Source organism: Aeromonas sp. 3P (assembly GCF_051919745.1).
In the GTDB taxonomy this organism is placed as follows: domain Bacteria; phylum Pseudomonadota; class Gammaproteobacteria; order Enterobacterales; family Aeromonadaceae; genus Aeromonas; species Aeromonas veronii.
On the sequence record NZ_JBQBED010000001.1, the window covers coordinates 4,274,305 to 4,298,540 of the forward strand.

Sequence of the window (24,236 nt, forward strand, 5' to 3'; positions counted from 1 at the left end):
GGGCGCCGGTTTCCTTTGTGCCCGGTAAGACCAATCCTGCTCAGTTCGTCACCAGTAAGATTGGTCTCTTCGGTGACGATTCACTTGCACAAAGGAATCTAACCATGAACGCTATCGCCCCCGCTACCATGCAGAACCTCGTTGCCGTCGTCGAAAGCGGCGCGCTGATGACCACTTCCATCAAAGTTGCCGAGGCTTTCGGTAAGCGCCACGACAACGTATTAGCCAAGCTAAAAACACTGCAATGCAGCTCAGATTTTCGCCTCCTTAATTTTAAGGAGGCATCCCAGACTGTTCAGCAGCCCAACGGTGGAACTACCGAATACAAGATCTGGAACATGACCAAAGACGGCTTTATCTTTCTGGTGATGGGCTTCACCGGCACCAAGGCAGCCGCCATCAAAGAAGCCTACATAGCCGAGTTCAACCGCATGGCCGATGAACTCCACCGCCGAGAGTTGGCGACACTGGTAGACGACATTCCATTTCCACCTGTTGCCAGTGAGCTGCACAAATGCAGCAGCCAGCAGCTGGCTAAGGCGCTCTGCCAAAAAGCCTTCACCACCCGCTTTATGCTCAGCATCGACCCCCAAAGCGGTGAAGTAGGTGGCACCGGCGACGCCATCACCCTCTACCCGGTGAATGACACTACCTTTGCGCTTGATCTGAGCAACCCGCAACAACTTGGTCGCTCTACCGATTTCATGAGCAATGAGCAACTTGCTAACCTGATGAGCGCCGCAATGACTGCGCTCAACCAGCGAATTTCTGCCCTAACGCTGCCTCGCTAGCAAATATCAAAACTGTTGACCGCTATCCCGCCCAGCGTTAGGATTTCTCCATCATGGCCCAGTCTTTCGAGATTGGGCCTTTTCATTTCCAGACCCGGCCATTGCGCCGGTTTTTTTTATGCCCAGCCCCAGCCGGGGAGCGCTTTCACCGAGAGCCTTCCCCCGCTTGGGCAGCGATACCACCCACTGAAAACCCACGAGGACGACCATGAGCAAAACCATCGATAACCTGACCGGAACTGAAAGCCTGGACGAACTGGAAGCCATGCTGGCCGAGATTGAGCAAGCGCCCGATGTCGATCTGGACAATGGCACTGACACCAAGCAAACGGACGTAGAACCCGCGCCGTCGGCGGGCGAGGTGGCAGCCGGTAACGAACAAGCCGCAGCCAATCAGGTTGAGGAACAGGCCAGCGCACCTGAAAAGGTCGTTATGGCCAAGAACGGTCAACACACCATCCCGTATGAAGTGCTGGAGCAGGCGCGCAATGAAGCCAAGCAGTTGCGTGAGCGGCTGGCTCAGGCGCAGCAGGCACAGGCAGAGCGGGATAAGTTGCAGGCGCTGCTGGAGAAGAACGGGATCGACCCATCTGTTGACCCGGACGACATCAGCCAGGAAGAGCTGGAGCAACTGGCGCAGGACTACCCGGATCTCGGCAAGTCCATCGCTGCCATTGCCCGCAAACTCCAAAAGCTGGAGCCGCAAGCCGCGCCGCAACAGGTTCAGCCAGTCGCCAACCCGGCACAGGCCGCACTGCAGGCGGTACCTGACCTGGCCGCATGGCGTGACGGCGACCAAGACCGCTTCGATATGGCCCTCACTATCGATGACAAGTTGCAGGCCGACCCCGCGTGGAGCAACAAGCCGCTGGCGGAGCGATTCGCAGAAGTGGCTCGCCGCACCAAGCTGGCCTTTGGTGACGAGGTTGAAGCGCCTCCCGCCAAGGCACCCGGCAAGGCGGCAGAGAAACCCGCTGATCACATCCCGTCCAGCCCATCAGAACTCGGCCAAACCCATCACGCACCGGCAACGGGTGTCGAGCGCTATGGCGCCATGTCCCAGACCGAACTGGTCGGTGAGCTTGGTGCTATGAGCAACGCCCAGATCGAGGCGCTGCTGGAGCAAACCGGGTTCTAACCCACAACCACGTTTACATCAACCAACCCCGGCCACTGTGTCGGGGTTTTTGTTTTCATGTAGGAGAGGATCATGACCCAAGTCACCTCGGCGCAAGCCAACAAGATTTTGCAGGCCGCCCTGTTTACCGCGGCCAACCGTTCCCACTCGCTGGTGAACATGCTGACCGAAGAGGCCCCCAAGGGCGCCAAGGTCAACGGCGGCAAACAGACCAGTGCAGGTGCACCGGTAGTTCGCATCACCGACCTGGCCAAGCAGCGCGGCGATTCCGTGGATATGCAGCTGTTCCATCAGCTCTCCGGTCGCCCGAGCATGGGTGATCAGAAGTTGGATGGCCGCCTGGAGTCTCTGTCCTTTGCGGACTTCTCGCTCAAAATCAACCAGACCCGCCACGGCGTGGATGCTGGCGGCAAGATGAGCCAGCAGCGCACCAAGCACGATCTGATCAAGACCGCCCGCACTCTGCTTGCTGACGGTTACTACGGTCACCTGGTTGACCAGCGCGGCTTTGCCCAGCTGGCCGGCGCCCGCGGCGACTACTACGCGACCGATATCATCCTGCCGCTGGCGGATGACCCGGAATTTGCCGACATCATGATCAACCCGCTGACTGCGCCCACCTACGAGCGCCACTTCTTCGGTGGTGATGCGACCAGCTTCGAAGCCATCGACGCGGCTGACCGCTTCAATCTGGGCTGCGTGGACAACATGTCGCTGTTCCTGTCCGAGATGGCCAACCCCATCCAGCCGATCCGCATGGTGGCGGATCCGTCCGGTGGTGAGCCGCTCTACGTGCTCTATGTCACCCCGCGCCAGTGGCACGACTTCTACACCTCCACCTCCGGCAAGGACTGGCAGGCAATGCTGGCGGCCGCAATTGAGCGCAGCAAGGGCTGGAATCACCCCATCTTCCGTGGTGAAGGTGCGATGTGGCGCGGCATCCTGGTCAAGCCCTACAAGGGCATGCCGATCCGCTTCAACCAGGGCAGCACCGTCAAGGTGTGCGCAGCCAACTCCGCGACCGGTGCGGAAGTGGACAAGGTTGCTGGTACCACCATCGACCGCGCCGTGCTGCTGGGCGGTCAGGCGCTGGCCAACGCCTTCGGCTCTGGCGAGCAGGGCGGCTCCTTCGGCATGCACGAAGAGAAAACCGACCATGGCAACAGCACCGAGATCTCCATCAGCTGGGTATCCGGCCTGCAGAAGATCCGCTTCAAGCAGCGCAACGGCAACGTTCAGGACCATGGCTGCATGGTGCTGGATACCGCAGTCAGCGCCGTCGCACGCTAATCCACCCACCCACCCGAGCGAGGGGGTTGATGCCCCCTCCTGTTTAAATCTGACCAGACAAGGAGCCATATCATGGCCAAAACTACCCTGCTCACCCGAGCGTACCGCTGGTTTATTGGTTCGTTCGGCAACCTCTCTATCTCCCCGACCCTGGTGGCCAAGCTGGCGGCGGTGCCGTCCGGCGACGTTATCGCCTTTGGTGACAAGGTGGAGCCCAACCTGAAAGTGGTTGGCGCCACCCTCATCAGCGCCGGGCTGGGTGCCAGCACCACGCTGACCGTCAAGATTGGCGATACCACCATCATCAACGCCGAAGGCACGGCAACGGCGGTATCCAAGTATTTCCCGGTGGACGATCTGAAGACTCTGCCAGACCAGGAGATCACCCTCACCGTCGGCGGCGCGGCGGCAACGGGCACGGTCAAGCTCAAGCTGCACTATGAGGTGATCGGCAACCTGTAAGGCTGCCCGTCACGCCATGCCCGGCCCAGTGCCGGGCTTTTTCATTTCTGGATTGGAGATATTGCCGTGAGCGACAAAATTGCCGTGGTTTATATCGGCGACAAGCCGAGCAAGAAAGACACTGTGACCGGATCCCGCTTGGTGTTCCCGCGCCACACGCCCGTTGATGTGGAGAGCCACATCGCCATGCAGCTGCTGGAGTTCCCAACCGTATGGATTCGCCAAGAAGCCCTGGCTGGTGCGCTGGAGCGGCAGGAGACCATTGCACGAATGGAAGCGGAAGAGCAGGAGCGCCTTGCTGCCGAAGCTGCCCGCCTGGCCGAAGAGCAGAGCATGGTGGTCGGTGATATCGATCTGGCCAAGCTCACCTCTGCCCAGCTGGCGACCCTGATCGAAGGTGAAGATCTGGGTATCGAGCAGAAGGGGCCGCAGGAGAAGGTGGACGACTTCCGCGTTCGCGTGCGTGACGCCATGAAAGCCAAGCTGGCTGCCGGTCAAGGTGGTGAGTAATGGTGCCGGTGCTGGATAGCCGTCTGGTTAGCCCGGACACCCTGATCCCGCTGGTTCGCCAGCGGGTTTCTGGCCCGCTCGACAGCATTATCCGGCAGGCCATCATTCGCGCCGCTATCGACTTCTGCAAACGCAGCGCCCTTATCCACCTCGAGCGCCAGTTTGATGAGGTGCTGGAGGGGCAGACGGTGAGCTTTGCCAAGGCGAGCAGCATCAATCGACAGGCCCGCCAGGATGTGCGAGAGCCACAAGTAACTGGCTCGGTCATTCACCGCATCACCTCGCAAGGGGTGCCGCTGCAGCCTGGCATTCACTATCACGTTCAGTCAGCCGAGTCTGTGCGGTTTCTGGTGACGCTGCAGGGCGTCTGCATCATTGGTGCCATTGAGCCGCTACCGACAGCAAAGCTGATCCCCGCTGCGCTGGTTGAGGATTACGCCGAGGCGATGGCGGACGGTGCCGCTGCCATTTTGCAGCTCCAGCCAGGCAAGCCGTGGGCAAGTCCGGAGCTGGCGCAGCTTAATCAGATGCGATTCAACGAGGCAGTGAGGGATGCGCACCGCTTTCGCGTGGAGCAAACCCCGAACGCCCAAATCCAGAACCCGGTACGCCGCCGGCAATTCTTTTAGGTGAGAGCCACATGTCAACCATCAAAGCCCTGCTAGAGCGGATCTCTATCGAGCTCACCGACAAAACCAGAACGAGTTGGTCTGTCGCCGATCTGGTGAGCTACTACAACAGTGCCATCGCGGCGATCGCCAACTATCGCCCTGATGTATTCGCCCAAACACAGGAGTTCACCTGTGTGGCCGGTACTCGCCAAGCCATGCCGTCTGGTGCGGTAAAGCTCATCGAGGTGGAGCGCAATACCGGCGGTCGCAAGATCCGCTTCTTCAAGCGTGGCGAGCTGGATGACCTTGATCCTGAGTGGATGACCGGCACCGGGGCTGCGGCGGCAGAAGCCTACCTTCACGAGCCAACCAACCCTCGCACCTTCTGGCTGTACCCAGGGGTGGCCGCGGGCGTCAAAGTGGATCTGGTACTCAGCGCCCTGCCTGCGCCGGTTGACGTGGCTCAGGTGGAGTCTGGCGTTGCTCTGCAGGTGGATGACACCTTCCTCACCCCCTGCATGGACTGGATTATCTACCGCGCCTATCTGCGCGACTCTGACGATACCGCCAACTCAGCGCGCGGCCAGCTGCACCTCCAGGCATTTGCTCAGTACCTTGGCATCAAGCTGCAGATGGAGCGAGCTGTCATTGCTGTACGTGACGACAAGTTTCAAACCAATCAGGGGTAACCATGATCCGCATTTTCGGCACCATGACCGACCCGTCAGGCTCACCAGTTCCAGGGGCCATCATTGAGCTAAGGGCAATCAACAGCACCAGCGAGGTTCTGCTCGGTTCCACCGTCAACCATAAGTGTGACCAGCAAGGAGCCTACAGCTTTCAGCTGGCAATTGGCACCTATGATGCCTATGCGCAGAATGATCGCTGTGGCGACATGGATTACCTCGGCACGGCCAGGGTTTCAGATAATAGTGTTGATGGTGACTTGCATAGCATCCTGGTTGATGGCGGCATCAATATAACCCCGCCAATGCTTGATGGCGCATTAGCAGCAGCGCAGCGAGCTGAGTCAGCAGCAGCCCTCACTGCGGCAGACAGGGTTAGCACCGGTCAGAATGCAGAATCTGCCAAGGCGGACTCTGCTGCCGCAAAAACAGCGAAGGACGAGGCTATCTCGGCGGCTAGCACGGCGATTTCTGCCAGGGACAGTATCGTCACTGATGCCAATGATGTCAGGCGTCTTGCCACTCAGATTGCAGATCAGGCTGCGGACGTATCGTCCAAGCATGGCGATGTGGCAGCCAAGGCGGCACAGGTTTCCGCTCAGGTTGATGTCGTATCTACCAAACACAGCGAGGTGGTAACCAAGGCTGCGCAGGTATCAGATGATGCGTCTGCAACTCAATCGGCAAAAAACATATCGGTTGCAGCCGCCGACACTGCCACACAGAAAGCTGCGTCAGCTGCGACCCATGATGCCTCTGCTCAAGATGCGGCTATTCGGGCTGAAAATGCAGCTTCAGCTGTTGTTGGTGCCGTACTTGATGGTGGGGAGTGTGACCTGTCTTCCGGCATTTACCCACAACCGATAACAGTAGCCGGTAAGAAGTATTCAACTATTTGGTATGTGGCTGTGGCTGGATCAGTGTCAGGTATTGCTTTTGATGTCGGCGACATCCTGCGCTACACGACAGCAAAAACTGGATACTATTTCAAAGTTGACGCTAAAGATGATGTTTACAGCGTCAACGGCGACAAGGGGGCGGTTGTAATAACCCCTGAGAAAATTGGTGCCGAGAAAACTGGCGTTGCACAGCAGCTCGTTGAGCAACACACATCTAAACCTGGAGCGCATGGGATTTCCAGTGTGCAAGGGTTAACCGAAGCTCTAGCTGGAAAAGAGGCTACGGGTACGGCAAGTTCGGCTGTTGCCTCACATGAGGGTAAGGAAAGCGCTCACCCTATATCCGGTATTGCTGGTCTTCGGGCCGAGCTGGACACCATCAAAGCCGCTGTCGGGGATGCCGTCCTTGATGTTAAGTGGCTAACAAAACGCTCGCCCATGCGCACTGGATATGCGGCGGGGGATGGGCAGACTCTTTCGAGGTCGCTGTACCCGGACGCCTTAGCGGCAATTCAGGCTGGTCTTGTACCTGTATGCTCCGACGCAGACTGGTTGGCGGATCCAGCCAATCGTGGATGCTTCACTCTCGGGGATGGCACAACTACTTTCCGCGTTCCAGACTACAACGGCATGCAACCGGGATCCTACGGCCCCGTTTATCTCGGCGGCGGCACGACTGATGGCGGCACGATTCTGCGTGACCGGATTCAGAACATTACTGGCACGGTTTCAGGCATATCTGAATCGTTTGCTACGAGCGGATCTGGGACCGGTGCGTTCACTAAATCAGCCACGACACCTTCTGCTCTCGGTACGCCATCGGCAACTGATCCGGGCAACGCCGGTACTCTGTACTTTGACGCTTCTCGAGTTGCTCGGACTGGTGACACTACTCGCCCAATTACCGCCGAAGGCTGTATTGCCATCAAATTGTTCGGGGCAGTGCAAAATACCAGCTCTGCTGACGCTGCTGCGCTTGCGACTGCTGTTGCTGACCTCTCTGCCAGAATGTCGGTTGTTGAGGGGAAAGTTGCAACATTAGAGCAGCGCAAATCCACGTGCCTTGTAAACGCGACGGGCACTGGGGCGCCACATGAAACGGTTGTTGCGCAGCTACCAGTAAACATTACTGTTAATACTCGATATGTGCTACCGAATCCCTTTGGAAACAACACACCAGTTACTTGCTGGGCAGAGGTGTTTGTAAATAACAAATGGGCAGACACTGGGTTTGTATATGACTCTGCTACAGCAGGCGGTTGTGGCACCAAAGCATCGTTTGTGCAAGGAGAGGGGGTGGTAGTTCAGACGGGTGGCTCGCGAGTTTGCGTTAGCTCTACCAACGCGGGCGGAGGCCACGGGACTACGGTCGCTGTAAGCTCCGCTCCCTGCCGGGTTTTTGTTCGTAAACTGGAGGCGTAAACAGCATCTTGCCTGTCATGGTGTTTATTAGTGAAAAGGATTAATGGTAATAGTTGAGTTTTAGCAAGGAAACTTGTTCTATTGCTCAGTAATCGTTACGATATTTAAACAATGGCCCCGCTCTAACGAGTGGGGCTTTTTCATTTCTGCTTTTCGAGAAAATCCTCATGCCGCTTATCGACATCGTGACTATGCGAGGTATGGTGCCGCGCGTAGAGGATCACCTGCTGCCTGATGAGGCGGCGACTTTTGCCCGGGACTGCCAATTTGACCGCGGCTCTGTGGCCCCACTCATGCAAGACAAGCAGAGTGGCATCTCCTTCCCCGTTACTCCCGTTACGCTGTTCCATTACTATGGCGACCACTGGTTTGCTTGGAGCAAGCTGGTTGAGGTGATGCGCTCCCCGATCGCGCAGGACCAGTACAACAGGGTTTACTTCACCGATGGCGAGTTCCCCAAGTTGACCTATGACGCCATAGCTACAGCTGGAAGCAGCAAACCTACCAGCTGGTACCGTCTTGGCGTTCCAGCTCCGGCAACCCCTCCAAACATGCAGTCGGTAACACCTCCAAGCGGCAGTAAGGATGACGACCCTACGGACGATGAGACACGCTTCTACGTTGAGACCTATGTGACAGGGCTTGGTGAGGAGGGGGCTCCAGGGCCAGCCAGTGGCAAGGTAACTATCACTATCCCTGGCTCCACTGTTGTTGTTGGTCTATCACCAGCCCCAACCAGCGACAGCAATATTACCCATCGCCGGTTGTACCGCTCTGTTTCTGGTGGCGGGCTTGCTGACTACCTGCTGGTTGCAGACTTGCCGATCGCCACTGTTAGCTATAGCGACAGCAAAAAGGATGGCGAGCTTGGCCCGGTGCTGGAAACCTATGACTATTCGATGCCACCAGAGAAGATGCGCGGGATCTGCCAGATGGCCAACGGCATCTGTGCCGGATTTGTTGGCAATGCCGTGCTGTTCTCTGAGCCATACCTGCCGTATGCGTGGCCAGAGAAGTACAAGATGACCACGGAGCACGACATTGTGGCGATCGCCGCTATCGACACGGCGTTGATAGTGGGGACGAAGGGTTACCCATATCTGTTTCAGGGGGCATCACCCTCATCAATTACCGGGCAAAAGTTGTCATCTGTGCAGCAGGCGTGCGTGAGCTCTCGCTCCATGGTGGCGCTGGATGGCCTGGTGCTCTATGCATCCCCAGATGGCCTGGTAGGAGTCGGTGCTGATGGCGGTCACCTTGTCACTGAGGGGATCATCACCCGGGAGCAGTGGATGGCGCTGAAGCCAGATACCTTACGAGCCTGGTACAGCGAGGGTAAGTACGTTGCTCTTACTGACTCACATGGTTTCGTGTTCGACCCGAAATCTGGCGATCTGCGCTGGTTGAGCGGTAGATGGGATGCCGCAGTGCCAGACATGCAGCTCGATGCACTGATGCTTGCCAAGGGAACCCAGCTGTTCCAGTGGCGTGGTGGCAGCGCTCCTCTCTCAATGCGTTGGCGCTCCAAGGAGTTTGTCTTGCCGCCTGGCGTTCGCCTTGGCGTTGCCCGCCTGATGGGTGAGTCACTCAGCTCTGTTGGTTTTTCGCTTTGGCTGGATGGCGTGAAAGTGTTTGAGCTTGCCGCTGGTGCCGTTCCCGAAACTGCATTCAGGCTGCCGCCGCTACGAGGCAGGCGCTGGCAGGTAGAGGTAACAGGAACTGCAGCTGTAGAGCGGATCATGCTGGGTGGTAGTGTATCGGAGGTATCAGCATTATGAGAGGGTCATCATTCCGAGCAAGCAACACCCAGCAGGGCCTGACTGAGAACATGCAGATCCTGACAGGGCAGAAAGGGGACCGGCTCGATAAAGCCCTGACATTGCGTGAAGCCGCTGAGCTCGGGATGGTTAACTTGAGGCGTAATGGGTCTGGCCAGATTGTGCCAGAGATACCGCCAGGCAACTCAGGCGATCCTGAGTGGTCAGGAGTTCAGCAACCCGTAGCGCCAACTGGCGTCACCGCTGATGGGGCATTCCACACCATTACACTGACATGGGACGCCCCTGCCTATAAGGGTCACTCCTATGCCGAGATCCTGCGCGCTGAGGTTGATAACCCATCAAGTGCAGTAGCCATCGGAACAACGCTCGCCAATGTTTACTCCGATGCTGTTGGCAAGGGATTTTCTGCATTCTACTGGGTCAGGTTCGTTAACAAGAACGGCATGACCGGTCCGCTTCACGGCACTTCCGGCTTGCATGCAGCTACCAGCCCGGATGTCGATGAGCTAATTGCATCAGCAACCAATTTCGCTATCTACAACCCAGCCAAGCCAGCCGAAAAGGAGATCATCTTCGGGGTGACTGATGGGGGCAAAGTCGCCATCCGCGAGGCTGTCATCAAGGCCGCCACCATCCAGATTATCCATTCAGAGAAGATCACCGCCGACTATATCAAGGCAGGGGTAAGCATCAGTGCTCCGTTAATATCTGGCGGCTCCTTTGATATGGGCAACGCCTATATGAAGGACGGCGCTGGCGGCTTTGGCCTTGGTGGTCCTTACAGCGCATGGGCGAAAGGGTGGTATACCCTGATCACCGCAGACGGCTATATCTACACCAACCGGCTGCGCGCTGAGGGTGGTTATGTCAAAAATATGACCATGAGTAACTGCACGATTGAAGAAGATTGTGTGGTGAAGGGGACTATTTACGCCAATAAAATAGTAGGCGACGTGTTCATTGAGCGAGTTAAACGGATTGCGCAAACCAGCTTTGCGAGCGCACCCCCACCGAGCGTCAACTGGGTGACGGTAGGCGCAGCGGTAATATCAGATGGCGACTCTAGGGATAGGAATGTTGTGTTTGAGGGGTTGATTGTCTCGGGTACGATTGGCGGCAATTCCTCTGGAACTTTACAAGTCAGGTTGTTATTCAATGGGGCAAAAGTGGATTATCAGTCCTCGAGTGGAACCAACACAAGCACGATCAGTGGGATGGCCTTGGCGGTGCGCTCTACGTATTTCCACACATTACCAGCTAACACTGTAGGCACCTATCAACTGCAAGTCGGCGGCAATCTGAGCTCTCAATATTACGAAGCGAATGTGCTTTCTATGCGCATCGGGAGGCAAGGTGCATCACTGTCGTAACTTACTCCGCATCTGCGCCGACACCGGCAACCCCAAACTCCCAGCCGAACTACACGACGCCATCCGTAACAGGGTGGCGTTTTTGTTTGTGCGTGGCGATGACGGTTTTGTCTTGAAGCCGGTTAGCGAGCAGGGCGCAACCGGTGTGCTGGTATGGGTTGGTTGGGGCGATGGTGGGGCGCCAGAGCGCCACCTGCCGGAGGTTAAGCGACTGGCCCGCATGATAGGTGCCCGCTGGTTGCGCTTTCACTCTGCGCGCAAGGGGTGGCTCAGGGTAGCGCCAAGAATTGGGTGGGTGCGTCAGCCAGATGATGCTGACGGGCTCTTTGTGTTTCAGATCAACTTGTGAGGTGAGCGATGGGCAAAGGTGGCTCTAACGAAATTCAGGAGACGGAAGCCCAGAAAGCTGCGGCTGGCGTGGCCATGGAGCAGTGGCAGCTCTATAAAAACGACCTGCAGCAGTATGAGGACATCTTCATGGACAAGGTGGATGACCTCAACAACGAGAGCGAGTACGACAAGCTGGCTGGCACGGCCGCGCTGGGTACCGCTCAATCCTTTGGTGAGGCGCGCGCTGGGCTGGCCGACTCCATGGCGGCTGGCGGCGTGGATCCGACCAGCGGCAAGTACCAGGCTGCCATGTCCAATCTGGAGACGGACCAGGCGCTGAGTCAGACAGACACCACCAATCGCGCCCAGTCCAGCCAGCAAGATAAGTATGTGGCTGGCCTCAAGGATGTGGTGAGCATTGGCGCCGGGCAGAAGGCCGAATCGCTGGCTGCCATGGGGGATGTGGCCAATACCAGCCTGCGCAAGGCCACCAGTGACGCTCAGAGCTCATTCCAGAGTCAGCAGGCGACCGCTGGTCTGGTTGGTACGCTGGCAGGGGCAGGCTCGGCCTATGGCCTTCAATCACTAAGGGATGCCAAAGTGAAGATGGAGAAGGACTTCAATGCTCAGGCTGATGGATATGAGAAGCGTGGAGCATTCACCGGCTCATCCACGCTCGGCATGCTAGGGAGATAAGCAATGGGATACGCCGCAGATACATTTGCAAAGATCACCCGCGAGAGCTACCAGGACTGGAAAGACCGCTTCTACCCGAAGCAGAAGGAGCTGATGGAGCTGGCCACCAACGGCAAGCTGCTGCAGGAGCAGCTCGGCCGGGTGGATGAGAACAACGCCAACGCCCTGCGTTCTGCCCAGCAGGCTACGGCAAACCGCAATGCCCGCATGGGTGTGAGCAGTAACGCCAACGACAACAGCCAGGGGCTGCGGGCTGCCCTGATGACGGCGGGCACTGAAAACGGTCTGCGCGAGCAGGAGCAGGCGCGCCAGATGGGGATCTTGACCGGCGCCGATGCCGGCCTGCGTGAGGCAATCAAAACCGGTGGAGGTATGTGATGGGGTACGGACTGCTTGATATTGGCGCCCAGACGCGCCAGCAGGGGATGATGGGGCTGCGCGATGCAGCCAATCGGGAGGAGGAGTTGGAAGCTGCCAACAAAAACCTCAAGACTGCCCGCAAAGGGCAGACCCTGAGCACTATCGGCACTGGTGCATCAATGGGGGCCATGCTCGGAATGGCTGGTTCGGTAGGCGGACCAGTAGGCGGGCTTATTGGTGCAGGCGTCGGATTTCTGGCTGACAGTTTGTTTTAAAGGGGAATGAGTGATGGGTGTATCAGGATTGGCAGAAGGCTTTCTGGCTGGCTTCAACACCATGGACCGCTATCAGCGCGGCCAGAAAGAAGATGAGCGAATGGAGAAGGCTATGAGCCTGCGCGACGCCATGTGGCAGAACACGCTGAGTCAGCAGCAAAAGGCCGATGCTCGTTATGAGGACGAAACCAAATACACTCGGGGGCGTCATGCGATAGATGACAAGCGTTACAGCTTGGAATATGCAGACAAACAGCGCCAGCTCGAGTTGGAGAATAACAGGGCCAATGCCATGCTCAGTATTAACGCGGAGCAGAACAGGCGAGCGCAAGAGTCGCACGCACTCGCAGTTGAAAAAAACAACCGTGAACAATGGTGGCTTGATAATGAAGCGCCTTTCAATATGGCTGTAACGGCATTGGGGCGTGGAGAGCAAATAACACCAGAGCAAGATGCGCTGTTAAACAATAAATATGCGGCAGGTAAAAACCCATTTCGCGTATTTGGTGATCCACAGTGGCATCAGAGTTCAGGTGCTGTATATCAAGGGATGAAGGGGATATTGAGCAATCCTGACGCCAAGACTTGGGATGCTGGGAAAATGCACGGCGCTATTAATACTCCAGAATTGAAAAAATCCCTGACATATATGGTCAGGGATAATCTTGAAAAGGGCATCGGAACAATCACGCCTGATGGGGTTGTTAAGTCTTATGGTGAAGTGGAAGTGGTTCCAACTGGGCGTGGAACTTTCTACATGCAAGCTCCAGTTACATACGTCAACCCAAAAACAGGCGAGTCAATAGTAAAGGATGCGCCGATAACAGAGGGGAGGACTGGCAACCCTAGCGATCCAGTTAAGGAGTTTACCGCGCAGCAATTCATTAATCATTTTGGAAAAGCTTATCAGGTAAGTCAGCAGATCCAGAAAAACCCAGAACAATGGGACGAGTATCTGGTGCAAGCTGGAATGAAGCCTCCAGTTGACCACAAGGGGTTCAGAAGCGCTGTGTCGAAAATCAACGCCGACACGGCAAAGGCTATCAGCCAAATCCGGCGCAGCGACCTGTCAGAGCCAGAAAAGCTGGCTGCAATTAAAGATGAGCGAGCAGCTGCCGAAGCGCAGATTACCGATACCCAAGAGATATTTGGTGTTGGCGGTAAAAAATCAGGCACCACAAGCGAAGAGCCTGATGCGACCCTCAAATTGCCCGAGCAAGTAAGCGGTTGGGCTGGCAATGACAAGAGAAAGCAGAGCTTTATTGACGCAGCGGTGAGTCGCGGGTTTGACTTCTCTACATACACACCAGAGCAACTTGATGGTGAATACCAATCCATCATCAAGAAGCAGCGCCAGCAATCTGCTTACGAGGCGATAATGGGGGGTGGCAAGCAGTAAGGCTAGGGCGTGGCACAACAAGGCCGGGGTGCCCGGCCTTTGGTTCTAGGTTTTTTCCAGTTTCGGAAATAACTATAACCAATTGGTTTTAAACAAAATAAAACCGCTCAGTGCGCTATTTTGGTTATTTTATAAAACCGAATAGGGTTTTACAGCTCGGCTTAGTCGATGCTGTTCGACGTGTTCTAATATTCGATCCCATTCTTCTTGCAAAGTTGTATACAGCAATTGACCGCTGGCATTCCAAAGATCCGGTGATGCTTTGATAGTTTCCCAGATCCTGAGCTCGTCGTAATCCAGCAGATCGGGGCGTGCCAGTGCCAGATTGGCAAGGCGAACTGACTCATCTGTTGACCATAGCGAGTCGATCACCTCTAAAAAGCTGATGCCACGATCGTTATCAAAGATTGCTTCGGTGCCAGCACGCTCAACCGCCCACTCTATCACTCCTGTAATGGTGCGCTTCTGCTGTCTTGCGAGCAGGTCGATCAGATACTTGGAGCGGGGGTCAAGTCTTAGAGATAGCGTGACGCTAGTCGAGGCTTTCTTAGATTTCTTTTCAATAGCCATAAATGTTCCTGATGTGCCGATGGGATAGTCATCAGCATTTTTCAATGATAGCGATTGTTTATCATGTGTGGTGTGTTGGTCAATGGCGGTAATTTGTAGCTGTGAGTGTAATTTTGGCACATGTGCTAAAAATCATTGCATGCGGTAATTTGTTTGGCTATGTTAGTCGTGTTGAAGTCACAGCCAAGCAGAGGACAAGAATGGAAAGCGAGAAGAAAAAACCACTACAGATACGCATGACCCCAGCGATGATCGCGGAGTATAGCGAGAATGCGGGCCAGCATTTTAGGACGTTGGCAGCCGAGGTTATGTACCGTCTGGCGGTACTGGATGCACTGGTAAAAAGGGGAGAGGTAAACCTGAATGAGTTCAAGTTCTAGCAGAAAGAATTCGACCCAAGCTGTTGACGCAGCTCGGGTCGAGGAATGTAAACCCCACAACCAAGTAAGGATTACGGTATGACTATACATCAATCGGATAGACAAACGAAAGTCAATGCCATCGTTATCGAGAGCCATTCTATCGCAGTGAAGGCTGACGGCATGTACTGCCTCAACGATCTGCACAAGGCGGCGATGGCGCTAGGCAAGGCGACAGAGAGCCAACGGCCAAGCAACTTCCTCAAGCACCAAGTGGAGTTTATTAAAGCGATTGAAGCCGATGCTACTTTTCTAGCATCGGTAAAATCGATTAAGGGTGGTGTGAAACAGGGCACTTGGGCGATTGAAATTGTCGCGATGAAGTACGCCGGTTGGATCGATGCCTCATTTGAAGTGCAGGTCTATGCCGCAGCTCAAGCTCTGCGCCACGGCGACATTGAAAAGGCGGTTGAGCTCTCTGGCAGCAAGGCAGCCAAGGCTGCGCTGGATGACATGCGCTTGGCCAAGGCTGTCACGTTGCGCGCCCAAGCTCTCGATCAGCAGATCAAGAATGCTCAGGCCATTTGTAATCTGCTCCCCCACCTGAGCGACGCGTCTCGCCAAACCATTACCGCATCACTGGTTAACCCGGTGGTTGGCGCTGACATTATTCCGCTGCCATTGCTCACTGAGCATTACTACACAGCCACTGAGGTTGGCGACCGCTACGGCATCAGTGCCAACAAGGTGGGTCGCCTCGCCAATGAACACGGCTTGAAAACAGAGCAATACGGCAAGGTGTTTCTCGACAAATCGCCAAACTCGCCCAAGCAGGTGGAGTCGTTCCGCTACAACGACGCGGGTATGAAGGCCATTGGCGAGATCATCACACTGCTGGAAGTTGGGGGTGCTGCATGAGCACCGCCCAACTGCAAGTCGAACTCACTGCCCTGCTGGTTGAGTTGGAGAGCATCGACATGACTCGCGTTGAACGAGCCGAGATCACGGCGCGGATCCAACGAATGATGCAGGTTGAATATTCACCCGCCCAGCGTTAGCATCTCCCCATAGTCGGCCAGTCTGCTTATTGGCCAGCACTCCCTATATCAAGCCCTGATCGGTTCGCCGGTCGGGGCTTTTCTTTTGCAAAGAACCCGAGGATATCATGGCAGAAACCAATGAATTCGACGCCTACTGGGATAACAAGCTCCGCCAGCGCGATCTCGAGGTTGGAGTTACAGACGGCGCCAAGGGGGTTGCCGGTGCGGCGGTAAAAGGTACCGGCTCCCTGATCTCAAATCTAAGTGCTGGCGACATTGCTCGTGGAACCCGAGGCCTCGTTGATCCAACCATGAACAAGGTGGAAGAGGGTGGGGTCATTGATACCGCACTGACTTGGTTGAATGACACGTTCGATCCAGAAGGGAATGAGCGTAAGCGTGTTTCTGAGCGGGTTAAGGATCTGCAGGAAAGCGGATCTCTGCCAAAAGGTGATGGTCAAAATAAGGAACTTACAGTAGCGGTGCTGCCAGGGTTATCTGCACTTGCCGAGCCATTGAAGGGGGCTGAGGTTGTTGGTGACATTGCAGACAAGGCGATAAGGCCAGCGGCAAAGTTCATTGGTGAGCCAATCAAGGAGGCCGGGCAGGGCATAATTGAGTCAACTTCTCCGGATATGCAGGAAGCGATGGGCAATCCAGAGATATTCAAGGACGGAAAGTTAGGTCGAGGCGCGGGCGATCCCGCTGCATGGGCTGGTGTTGCTGCACAAGCTGCTGGCTCGCTAATTCCAACAGTGGCCACAGCGGCGATCACCAAAAACCCTACAGCAGGCCTTGGCGTGGGCATGGGAATGTCAGTTGGTCAAGCCGGTGACAATGCTTATGACACCGCTATCAACAGCAACCCAATGGACTTGATCGACTCACCAATTTTTGTCGGAGAGCTGAGGAAGGTCAGCCAAGATCCTGAGTTCGCTGAACTTGATGGGGCAGCAAAAGTAGAGGAGGCGCAGCGGCGATATGCAGAACTTTCGTCCAGCATGGCCAAGTCTAAACCTGAGACTATTGCCGCTGCGGCAATGGGCACCCTCCTTGGTGACGCTACCATCGTGAAAACCATGCTTGGCTCGGGGGCTGGCGGTGCCGTTCGTGGGATGCTGAAAGGCGCTGCAACTGAGGCTCCAGGTGAATTTGGTGAAGAGTGGTTGCAGCAATACGTTGGGAACGAAACTCAAAACCAGATGGCAAACACACAACTGGTTGAGCCTATGGCTGGCACTTTGGATGCTGGTCTGCATGGAGCTGCGGGTGGCGCAATGGCTGGCGGGGCGATGGGTGGCACTGCCGCAAAATTTGCCAAGGTACTGCATGCAAACAAAGACAAGCTGACGCAAGAGCAGGCTATCCAGGTCGTTGAAAGCTCCATGAAAAAACGCGGCGCCGATGATGCCACAGCTCGCCAGGTTGCTGAGCAAGCTGCCAGTATGATGGCAGACCCAGACTTGGCGCCTGCCGCCGACACCATGGCCGATCCGGTGGTTGCACCCTCTGGCGAGCAATCCCCGCTCGGCCCTAGCGCCAGCCAGTTTGACGAGCTGCGTGATGTGCCAGCCTACCTGCGCCGCGACGATACCGCGGAGCGGTTCAAGGGCATGGCTGCCGATAGCGAGGTGCAGCGCGCCCTGGCTGGTGAGTTTGGCCAGTCAGTGCAGGAGCTGGTTGCCTCCCAGATGCAGGCTGGCGATCAGGGCAAGAGTCTTTATGAGCGAGCTCAGGCTGGCGAGCTTGGGCTTGACCCGTTCGCAGGAAACAAGAGCGCCCAGCAAGTAGCCATGGAGAACCAGCGCCCAGCCCTGCCGCTCAAGGATGTGATCTTTGCCGGTGACGCCAATGCCGCCCGGGGGATGACCAAGGAAGGCCACTTTGACGACAAGCAGGCTGGCACCGGTCCCCAGTTTCGCGGCGCAGAGCGTACTCGCTGGCAGAGTGGGCAGGAGGGGGATGTGTTGCCGCCAGAGGCATCTTTCACCAAGCCCGCTGGCGAGCTGCCTGGCGCGGTGATTGAGGGTGAGGCTCGCGAGGTCGGTACCGAGTTGCCGCACCGCGATGTGGTCTATGGCGCAGATCAGCGACAGCCTGACGCCAAACCGATGCGCGGCAGTGCCACCGAATCGGCAGTTGGCCCGCTCCAGACACTCCGAATCACCCGCAAAGGCAAGCCGTTCGCAACCGAGAAAGAGGCTGCCATGGCCAGCCGCAAGGGCAAGGAGATGCCGGTGCCGCTCAATGGTGGCGGCTTTGGGGTGGCCGAGATCGCCGAAGTGGAGCAGGTGAAGGCTGCTGCAACCACGCAGCCCAGTGCCCCGCAACTCGATGACATCAGTGTCACAAACCAGAACCAACCATCTGATCAGCCAGCTGCAAGCGTAAGCGCTGAAACAGTTCCGGCGCCGTCCGTCACCTCGGGCGAAGCCAGCCAACTAGCACCAGCTATCGATACCGGATACCGAGAGGTGATCCCCCTCAACCAACCCCAGACAGAGGTGAGCAATGAGCCAGTTACCCCAGTACCTGCAATCGGCAGTGAAGGACAAGGCGATCAGCCTGGCGCAGGCGAACCGACTGCAGCAGGCGCTGGACCAGCCGTTTCCGGACTCGCCGACCGAGCTGGATCCGGAGATCCGGCAGACTACGCTGCTGCTCCACCTGTACCTGATGGACAGCAGCAAGATGACCCAACACTGACAGCCCCGGCCCCTGATGCCGGGGCTGCTGTTTCTGAGGTGTCGCAACCTGATCCTGTAGCTAATGAGCCTGCTGCCGCGCCGACGCCGTGGGCGGAAGCCATCGATAACCCGGATGGCACCATCACCTTGAAAGGTGATGTACCGCTCATCAAGCAGTGGGCCAAGGAGAGTGGCGTAAAGGCAATGCCTGGCAAGGGCGGCCTGTTGGTGGCCAAGTCATCGGCAGCCAAGGTGCGGGAGTACGCCGCGCCAGCCGCCAGTGAGCCGGTTCAGCAGATCGAGGCTGATGCCGTGCCAGCCAGCAACGTGCGCTTGTCCCAGCAGCGGAAGGGATTATCTGTTGAGGACGCAGGGAAGGTGGTTGACGATTTCCTGAGGGATTACAATGGCAACATTCCGGTTGAGCCATTTATCAGGGAGAAGGCCAGTGAAATCTACGGACCCAGCGTTGAAGGAACAGAGTTCGCCAGAACAACAAAAGGTGCATACCACCCAAGCGCTGGACTTGTCACCATCATACCCGGAAATGCCGGAGACAACGGGAGCTCCTTACTTTCCTCCTCCGCATCCATTCGAGACATACCTGTTCGGAAACCTGAAAGCACTGGCGCAGGGGTATCTACTGGTGCCGTGGGGGAGCAGAAAGGTGAGCAGGGAGGTTCGAGAGGAGGCAAGTCGTCGCGAGAACACGCGACTGGAAGAGTTGGAAAAGGAGAAGGCGGAGCGAGAGAGGCGCAAACTGGAAGAGTTGGCGCTAAAGAGGACCTCATCAAGACTCTGCGCCATGAGCTCTTGGGTCACTACGGTACTGACACGTTTACGCCTGAAAATAAGCGCTCCCTTCTCCAGAAGCTAATTGATGCGAAACAACAGCCGTGGCTAGCCAAAGAATGGAGTGCCGCGAACAAAGGTTATAAGCACCTTGATGACATGGGCAAAGCGGAGGAAGTCTTTGCCAGCATCGCAGAGAAAGAGCTGCCGCCCCGCACCATTCAGACCTGGAATGACATCAAGACCGAATTCGCTCGTCTGCTGCGTAAAGCAGGTTTGGTGAAAGGCCCCATCAAAGAGCATGAGCTGGACAGCCTTATCAGGGCGGTTGGCAAAGGTATTCGCAACGGAGATCGCACCAAGCAGAACATTCGTGGCGATCAGGAGGTGATCGGCAAACAAGCCGATGAGCCAGCCAAAGACGACAAGCCTGAACGCATTATCAGCTTTTCCAAGCAGGCCATGGCGCAGGGTGAGAAGCCAGCCAAGCACCTGACCCGCAAAGAGGCGGAGCTGGTCACCAAGGAGTGGTTCAAGCAGTACCGTGGCGCCAGTGGCATTAATGTGCAGAACCATGCCACCCAGGCAGAGCTGGAGCAGGCGCTGGGGCTGGCAGCAAAAGACGGCCTGATCCGCCGCGCCGCGTTCGATGATGACAACGGCACCCTGCATGTGGCCGCGGATACCATCGCCAACCCCAAGCGGATGCGCGAGATCCTGCGCCATGAGGTGCTGGCCCACTACGGGCTGGCCAATGTTCTGGGCGATGGCGAGTACACCAAGCTGATCAGCCGCCTCATCAAATCAAGAAATGACCCGAGCATGAAGGCGGTGTGGGACTGGGTAGACACCCACTACGCCGACGAGGAGCTGGGGGTACAGGCCGAGGAGGTGGTTGCCCACCTTGCCGAGCTGGAGCAGAGTGCCTGGCGCCGCGGCTGGGATCAGGTGGTGGCATGGGTTACCAAGGCGCTGCGCACTGTCGGCTTTGTGCCTGGTGGCATTACCGCCGCCGAAACTAGAGTGCTGATTGAGGGGCTGGGCAAGAAGATGAAGCGCGGCGGCCCTGACAATGGCGGCCCGGATGGTGGTCAGAAGTTCAGTCAGGAGGATGGACGTACCAGCCAATATAAAAACCCGCTCGGTACGACCCAAGGGCTCCAATTGCCCAAGCGTGGTTCACCAGAACGGGTTTCTGATTCAAATGTACTCACCAAGGATGATATCCGCAAGGGCGGGCTCAAGATGAGCCAATCCAATACCGCAGCCGACGACTCTAAAACTCTTGAGCAATCCATCACGCAAAAGGCAGTTTACCAAGCTGGTGCTGCACTTGGCTCGGTGAAGAACTGGATGAAGCAGGGGCGCCCAGTGATGCTCGGCACCCTGACCGACCTGCAGATTGACCAGGTGTACCGCGACATCACGGGCGGGGCTGTGTCGGAATACCAGCGCCTGCGCACTCAGATGGAGGCTGATCGTAACGACATCCTGCTGGATGCTGAAACCCGGATCGACCCGCTGTGGGATGCGCTGGACAAGCAGGTGAAGGCGGATCTGTCCAACCTGATGCACGATGCCACCATGGCCCGCTTGCACCCGGACAAGTCACTGGATGAGAACAGCTACTACCAGGAGGCCAAACAGAAGGTAGAACGAGCCAAGAAACCGGAGACTCGAGCAGCCTATGAAGCAGAACTGCACATCATCGAGCGCAATCACACCGAATTGGCCAAGCAGTACAACTCGCTGCCAGCCAATGCCAAGGCGCTCTACGGCACCATGCAGGACACCTACACCAAGCAGTGGGAATCTCTGCGCGGTGCGATAGAGCAACGACTGGAGGACTTGCTGGGAGTCAGCGAGGGGCGCGCCATGGCGGCCGAGATGCGCCAGAAGATGGAGCACGCCCTCCAGCATGGCCCTTACTTCCCGCTGACCCGCTACGGTGACTACGTGGTTAAAGCTCGCAAGGGGGATGAGTACGTCCGTGAGCACTTCGAGCGCCGCGCCGATGCCGAGCAGGCGGTAAAGCAGTACCAGCGCGACGGTTACAACGCGGTAATGACGGTGAAAGAGGAGGGCGGTGGTGACAGCGCAAATGCTAACCAGCTGGGCATGGAGATGCTGAGCTTTCTCGATAGCGCTGACGGGGTCAGCAAGACCGCCCTGAAAGACGAGATCTGGCAAGCCATGCTGCGCATGATGCCGGATGCGTCATACGCCAAGCATGCCATTCACCGCCGTCGGGTGAAGGGGGCCAGTCGTGATGCGCACCGCGCCTATCTCAACAGCGTCTACCACTATGCCCGCCACGTATCCAAGATCCGCTATGGCCACAAGATGCAGGGGGAGTTGGACAAGCTAAGCGAGCAGATCCGGGCTGGTGTCGCTGGAGAGCCAAGCAGCCTCAAGCCAGAAGACCTGGAGATAGCTCAGCAGGTGCTCAACGAGATGAACAAGCGTCATGACCTGAACATGAACCCAACCGGCAAAGCGTGGGCGGGTTCTGCCGGTAATATCGGTTTTCTCTACTACATCGGACCATCAGTTGCCTCTGCCGTGGTCAACATGACCCAGAACTTCACCGTTATGCTGCCCCAGTTGGGGGCCAAGTATGGCTTTGCTAAATCCGCTGCCGCCATGACTCAGGCGCTGAGGGATTATGTGAAGCACGGTAAGTTCAAGGCAGGCACCACCGAGGCATGGCACTCCCTGACCCGCTCTACCACTTTGCCAGCAGATGAGCGTGCCATTCTGGACAGGCTTTACCGCGCTGGAGCACTGGATCTAACTCAAGCGCATAGCATTGCAGCCAAGGCAGACACTGACCAGCAAGAGGCCAAGCCGATGGGGAAACATTGGCGACGGGCCATGCGCTGGGCTGGAGCCACTTTCCACAACGCCGAAGTGCTCAACCGTGAGGTGGCCGCCCTGGCGGCTTACCGCTTGCTCAAGCAGGCCGAGCCGACGCTGAATGGCCAGCAATACGCTGACCGGGTGGCTGAGATGGTTTATGACGGCCACGGCAACTACGCAGCAAGCAACCGCCCACGCTACATGCGCAACGACATCACCAAGGTGCTGACCCAGTTCAAGATCTACAGCCAGATGATGACCTACGTCCTTTACTCCAATGCCATCAAGGCAGCCAAGGGCGACAAGGTGGCGCAGAAGACGCTTGCCGGCGTGTTGGCAACGCACTGGGTGATGGCAGGGGTGATGGGATTGCCGACACCAATCACCGCCGTCGTTTATGCGATAGCAGCAGGGCTGGACGACGACGATGACCGCAGCGGTGAAGCCTCGTTCCGCCTGGCTCTGACCGAGGCATTAGGTCCTCGCGCTGGGGAGCTGTTAGCCAAAGGGCCGATGGATGCCTTGACTAACCTCAGTATTGCCGGTCGTACCGGGCTTGGTGATCTATGGTGGCGCAGTCCTAAAGAGGGCACCGAAGGTGACGATCTGGCATGGCACGCTGTTCAGCAACTTCTGGGACCGGTTGCCGGGATCGGCATCAATTTGGCGCGTGGCGCGGGGCAGATGACAGATGGCCACATTCAGCGCGGGCTGGAAACCATGCTGCCGAAGTCGATCCGCGATGTTGCCAAGGCCTATCGCCAAGCGACAGAAGGGGAGCAGACCATCAAGGGAGACATTATCATGGATGATGTTTCGACTTGGAACGTTGCCATGCAGGGGCTGGGCTTCGGTAGCGCCCAAATGGCCAAGAACTACGACGCCCGCGAATACATCAAAGGCAAGGAGAAGCGCATCGCGGATAAGCGCTCCCAGTTGCTGACCGACTACTACATGGCCCGCAAGAGTGGTGATATGGACGAGGTGCAAGAGGTACTGGAGCGCATCAAAATGTTCAATGCCATCCACCACCCAGGCGAGCGTATCACCGGCAAGAGCCTGGCGCTGTCGTTCAAGGCCAAGCTTCGCAGCAACGAGCGAACTCAGGGCGGGGTATACCTCAATCGCAACCGAGAGTACCTGAGAGAGGAGGGGCGCTTCGCAGATTGATGGGGAATGGCGGCCGCCTGATAAAAAGGGAATCAGGCGGTTTTTTGCTCTTCTAACCAAAGCGCGTAAAGGATATCGGCAAACCACTCTTCTGGCAGCTCGCCAAGCACAAGGTCAACCATGGCGTCCGCCAGCTTCTCGTTATCTCTTTCAATCTCGAAGTCGTTGAGGGAGAGATACTCAAGGCAGACAGCGAGCCCGGTGCGCTTGTTGGCATCTGAAAAGGCGTGAGCGGTACCGATGGCCATTGCGTACTTTGCGGCGATGAGAAACACATCGTTTAGCCCGCTGTAGGCGATGGCATTGTCGATGCGACCAAGCGCCCCCTCCAATAACGCGATGCTGGCAGGACCATGATGACCAGGCGACGCACCAAGAATGTAGTGGTTAATCTCCAGCACCCGAGCGGGAGGAAACTGGATGATGTCCATTACATGTCAGCCAAACGGGTGAATGTTTTTTCGTGGGTTTTCAGTGTCAGCTTGGTCTCAGATTTGATGATCTGGCGACCTTCTTCACCGTTCAGGCACAGATTCTTTTCAGCTTTGATCTGCGGCCGATTCTGCACTTGTGGCAATCCATATTTGTTGCTGACGGTGTTGTCTTTCATGCTGTGGCTACCTCTTGATGTCGCATGGTGAGACTTTACCATAAATGGTAAATCGACATCCTGTGGTATGTCCAACTTAGTTGCGCGGCCCTGGCTGAGCCCATGCGAAGGGGGTAAGCTAGGGCCTTA

The 24,236-nt window shown here is 56.8% G+C and carries 22 protein-coding genes; 19 read left to right on the forward strand and 3 right to left on the reverse strand.

The features are described 5' to 3' along the window. Positions 1-104: 104 nt before the first annotated feature. The 15 genes from ACTG19_RS19950 to ACTG19_RS20020 all read left to right on the forward strand — a co-directional run bounded on the left by ACTG19_RS19950 (position 105) and on the right by ACTG19_RS20020 (position 14,020). Complete coding sequence (locus ACTG19_RS19950) at positions 105-791, forward strand: Rha family transcriptional regulator (RefSeq protein WP_167570025.1); 687 nt, start codon at positions 105-107, stop codon at positions 789-791. Between the two features lie 208 nt (positions 792-999). Continuing rightward, entirely contained in the window at positions 1,000-1,929 is a 930-nt protein-coding gene (locus ACTG19_RS19955) for a hypothetical protein (RefSeq protein ID WP_439989486.1), read from the forward strand. Between the two features lie 72 nt (positions 1,930-2,001). Beyond that, the gene (locus ACTG19_RS19960) at positions 2,002-3,219 is read left to right on the forward strand and encodes a phage capsid family protein (protein ID WP_439989487.1); all 1,218 of its coding nucleotides are present in this window, start codon (positions 2,002-2,004) and stop codon (positions 3,217-3,219) included. Between the two features lie 72 nt (positions 3,220-3,291). Next, positions 3,292-3,681 (forward strand): hypothetical protein, encoded by a 390-nt coding sequence (locus tag ACTG19_RS19965; RefSeq protein WP_439989488.1) that lies wholly within the window; start codon positions 3,292-3,294, stop codon positions 3,679-3,681. A gap of 66 nt (positions 3,682-3,747) precedes the next feature. After that, positions 3,748-4,191, forward strand: coding sequence for a hypothetical protein (locus tag ACTG19_RS19970; RefSeq protein ID WP_259586965.1), 444 nt, complete (start codon positions 3,748-3,750; stop codon positions 4,189-4,191). Further along, the gene (locus ACTG19_RS19975; RefSeq protein ID WP_236396315.1) at positions 4,191-4,820 is read left to right on the forward strand and encodes a hypothetical protein; all 630 of its coding nucleotides are present in this window, start codon (positions 4,191-4,193) and stop codon (positions 4,818-4,820) included. Before ACTG19_RS19970 ends, ACTG19_RS19975 begins: the two co-directional genes overlap by 1 nt. Positions 4,821-4,831: 11 nt before the next feature. Next, positions 4,832-5,491 (forward strand): phage adaptor protein, encoded by a 660-nt coding sequence (locus tag ACTG19_RS19980; RefSeq protein ID WP_439989489.1) that lies wholly within the window; start codon positions 4,832-4,834, stop codon positions 5,489-5,491. A 2-nt stretch (positions 5,492-5,493) separates the two neighbouring features. Then, positions 5,494-7,809, forward strand: a complete 2,316-nt coding sequence (locus ACTG19_RS19985; protein ID WP_439989490.1) for a prophage tail fiber N-terminal domain-containing protein — start codon at positions 5,494-5,496, stop codon at positions 7,807-7,809. A gap of 167 nt (positions 7,810-7,976) precedes the next feature. After that, a complete protein-coding gene (locus ACTG19_RS19990) occupies positions 7,977-9,587 on the forward strand; it encodes a hypothetical protein (RefSeq protein ID WP_439989491.1) in 1,611 nt (536 codons plus the stop codon). Positions 9,588-9,637: 50 nt separating this feature from the next. Then, a complete protein-coding gene (locus ACTG19_RS19995; protein WP_439989492.1) occupies positions 9,638-10,960 on the forward strand; it encodes a hypothetical protein in 1,323 nt (440 codons plus the stop codon). Then, entirely contained in the window at positions 10,944-11,309 is a 366-nt protein-coding gene (locus ACTG19_RS20000) for a hypothetical protein (RefSeq protein ID WP_439989493.1), read from the forward strand. The genes ACTG19_RS19995 and ACTG19_RS20000 overlap by 17 nt, the downstream gene beginning before the upstream one ends. 8 nt (positions 11,310-11,317) lie before the next feature. Next, the gene (locus tag ACTG19_RS20005; protein ID WP_439989494.1) at positions 11,318-11,986 is read left to right on the forward strand and encodes a hypothetical protein; all 669 of its coding nucleotides are present in this window, start codon (positions 11,318-11,320) and stop codon (positions 11,984-11,986) included. 3 nt (positions 11,987-11,989) lie between these two features. Next, a complete protein-coding gene (locus ACTG19_RS20010) occupies positions 11,990-12,364 on the forward strand; it encodes a hypothetical protein (protein WP_439989495.1) in 375 nt (124 codons plus the stop codon). Continuing rightward, entirely contained in the window at positions 12,364-12,621 is a 258-nt protein-coding gene (locus ACTG19_RS20015; RefSeq protein ID WP_128297332.1) for a bacteriocin, read from the forward strand. The genes ACTG19_RS20010 and ACTG19_RS20015 overlap by 1 nt, the downstream gene beginning before the upstream one ends. Positions 12,622-12,634: 13 nt before the next feature. Then, complete coding sequence (locus tag ACTG19_RS20020; RefSeq protein WP_439989496.1) at positions 12,635-14,020, forward strand: hypothetical protein; 1,386 nt, start codon at positions 12,635-12,637, stop codon at positions 14,018-14,020. Between the two features lie 129 nt (positions 14,021-14,149). On the opposite strand, the gene ACTG19_RS20025 is transcribed toward ACTG19_RS20020, so the two are convergent. Continuing rightward, complete coding sequence (locus ACTG19_RS20025; protein WP_439989497.1) at positions 14,150-14,710, reverse strand: hypothetical protein; 561 nt, start codon at positions 14,708-14,710, stop codon at positions 14,150-14,152. Positions 14,711-14,790: 80 nt separating this feature from the next. Between ACTG19_RS20025 and ACTG19_RS20030 the strand changes: the two genes are divergently transcribed. The 4 genes from ACTG19_RS20030 (at position 14,791) to ACTG19_RS20045 (ending at position 23,497) form a co-directional block, all read left to right on the forward strand. Then, the gene (locus ACTG19_RS20030; protein ID WP_439989498.1) at positions 14,791-14,970 is read left to right on the forward strand and encodes a hypothetical protein; all 180 of its coding nucleotides are present in this window, start codon (positions 14,791-14,793) and stop codon (positions 14,968-14,970) included. Positions 14,971-15,048: 78 nt separating this feature from the next. Next, positions 15,049-15,867 carry a KilA-N domain-containing protein gene (locus tag ACTG19_RS20035; protein ID WP_439989499.1) on the forward strand — a complete coding sequence of 273 codons (819 nt, stop codon included), beginning with the start codon at positions 15,049-15,051 and terminating at the stop codon, positions 15,865-15,867. Continuing rightward, positions 15,864-16,007 carry a hypothetical protein gene (locus ACTG19_RS20040; protein ID WP_159144028.1) on the forward strand — a complete coding sequence of 48 codons (144 nt, stop codon included), beginning with the start codon at positions 15,864-15,866 and terminating at the stop codon, positions 16,005-16,007. Before ACTG19_RS20035 ends, ACTG19_RS20040 begins: the two co-directional genes overlap by 4 nt. Before the next feature lie 107 nt (positions 16,008-16,114). Beyond that, entirely contained in the window at positions 16,115-23,497 is a 7,383-nt protein-coding gene (locus ACTG19_RS20045; RefSeq protein ID WP_439989500.1) for a PLxRFG domain-containing protein, read from the forward strand. Between the two features lie 32 nt (positions 23,498-23,529). Here ACTG19_RS20045 and ACTG19_RS20050 read toward each other — a convergent pair whose 3' ends face one another. Both ACTG19_RS20050 and ACTG19_RS20055 read right to left on the reverse strand, forming a co-directional pair. Further along, a complete protein-coding gene (locus ACTG19_RS20050; protein WP_167570012.1) occupies positions 23,530-23,928 on the reverse strand; it encodes a type II toxin-antitoxin system death-on-curing family toxin in 399 nt (132 codons plus the stop codon). After that, positions 23,928-24,107: a hypothetical protein gene (locus ACTG19_RS20055; RefSeq protein ID WP_033137226.1), complete on the reverse strand. Its 180-nt coding sequence runs from the start codon at positions 24,105-24,107 to the stop codon at positions 23,928-23,930. The genes ACTG19_RS20050 and ACTG19_RS20055 overlap by 1 nt, the downstream gene beginning before the upstream one ends. Between the last annotated feature and the right edge of the window lie 129 nt (positions 24,108-24,236).

Excerpts from the sequence above, each read along its gene's own strand:
- ACTG19_RS20035 (WP_439989499.1), top strand. The coding sequence starts at position 15,049 with ATGACTATACATCAATCGGATAGACAAACGAAAGTCAATGCCATCGTT.
- ACTG19_RS19995 (WP_439989492.1), top strand. The coding sequence starts at position 9,638 with ATGCAGATCCTGACAGGGCAGAAAGGGGACCGGCTCGATAAAGCCCTG.
- ACTG19_RS20020 (WP_439989496.1), top strand. The coding sequence starts at position 12,635 with ATGGGTGTATCAGGATTGGCAGAAGGCTTTCTGGCTGGCTTCAACACC.
- ACTG19_RS20015 (WP_128297332.1), top strand. The coding sequence starts at position 12,364 with ATGGGGTACGGACTGCTTGATATTGGCGCCCAGACGCGCCAGCAGGGG.
- ACTG19_RS19990 (WP_439989491.1), top strand. The coding sequence starts at position 7,977 with ATGCCGCTTATCGACATCGTGACTATGCGAGGTATGGTGCCGCGCGTA.
- ACTG19_RS20005 (WP_439989494.1), top strand. The coding sequence starts at position 11,318 with ATGGGCAAAGGTGGCTCTAACGAAATTCAGGAGACGGAAGCCCAGAAA.
- ACTG19_RS19955 (WP_439989486.1), top strand. The coding sequence starts at position 1,000 with ATGAGCAAAACCATCGATAACCTGACCGGAACTGAAAGCCTGGACGAA.
- ACTG19_RS20045 (WP_439989500.1), top strand. The coding sequence starts at position 16,115 with ATGGCAGAAACCAATGAATTCGACGCCTACTGGGATAACAAGCTCCGC.
- ACTG19_RS19980 (WP_439989489.1), top strand. The coding sequence starts at position 4,832 with ATGTCAACCATCAAAGCCCTGCTAGAGCGGATCTCTATCGAGCTCACC.
- ACTG19_RS19960 (WP_439989487.1), top strand. The coding sequence starts at position 2,002 with ATGACCCAAGTCACCTCGGCGCAAGCCAACAAGATTTTGCAGGCCGCC.
- ACTG19_RS20040 (WP_159144028.1), top strand. The coding sequence starts at position 15,864 with ATGAGCACCGCCCAACTGCAAGTCGAACTCACTGCCCTGCTGGTTGAG.
- ACTG19_RS19975 (WP_236396315.1), top strand. The coding sequence starts at position 4,191 with ATGGTGCCGGTGCTGGATAGCCGTCTGGTTAGCCCGGACACCCTGATC.
- ACTG19_RS20030 (WP_439989498.1), top strand. The coding sequence starts at position 14,791 with ATGGAAAGCGAGAAGAAAAAACCACTACAGATACGCATGACCCCAGCG.
- ACTG19_RS19950 (WP_167570025.1), top strand. The coding sequence starts at position 105 with ATGAACGCTATCGCCCCCGCTACCATGCAGAACCTCGTTGCCGTCGTC.
- ACTG19_RS20010 (WP_439989495.1), top strand. The coding sequence starts at position 11,990 with ATGGGATACGCCGCAGATACATTTGCAAAGATCACCCGCGAGAGCTAC.
- ACTG19_RS19985 (WP_439989490.1), top strand. The coding sequence starts at position 5,494 with ATGATCCGCATTTTCGGCACCATGACCGACCCGTCAGGCTCACCAGTT.
- ACTG19_RS19965 (WP_439989488.1), top strand. The coding sequence starts at position 3,292 with ATGGCCAAAACTACCCTGCTCACCCGAGCGTACCGCTGGTTTATTGGT.
- ACTG19_RS20050 (WP_167570012.1), bottom strand. The coding sequence starts at position 23,928 with ATGGACATCATCCAGTTTCCTCCCGCTCGGGTGCTGGAGATTAACCAC.
- ACTG19_RS20055 (WP_033137226.1), bottom strand. The coding sequence starts at position 24,107 with ATGAAAGACAACACCGTCAGCAACAAATATGGATTGCCACAAGTGCAG.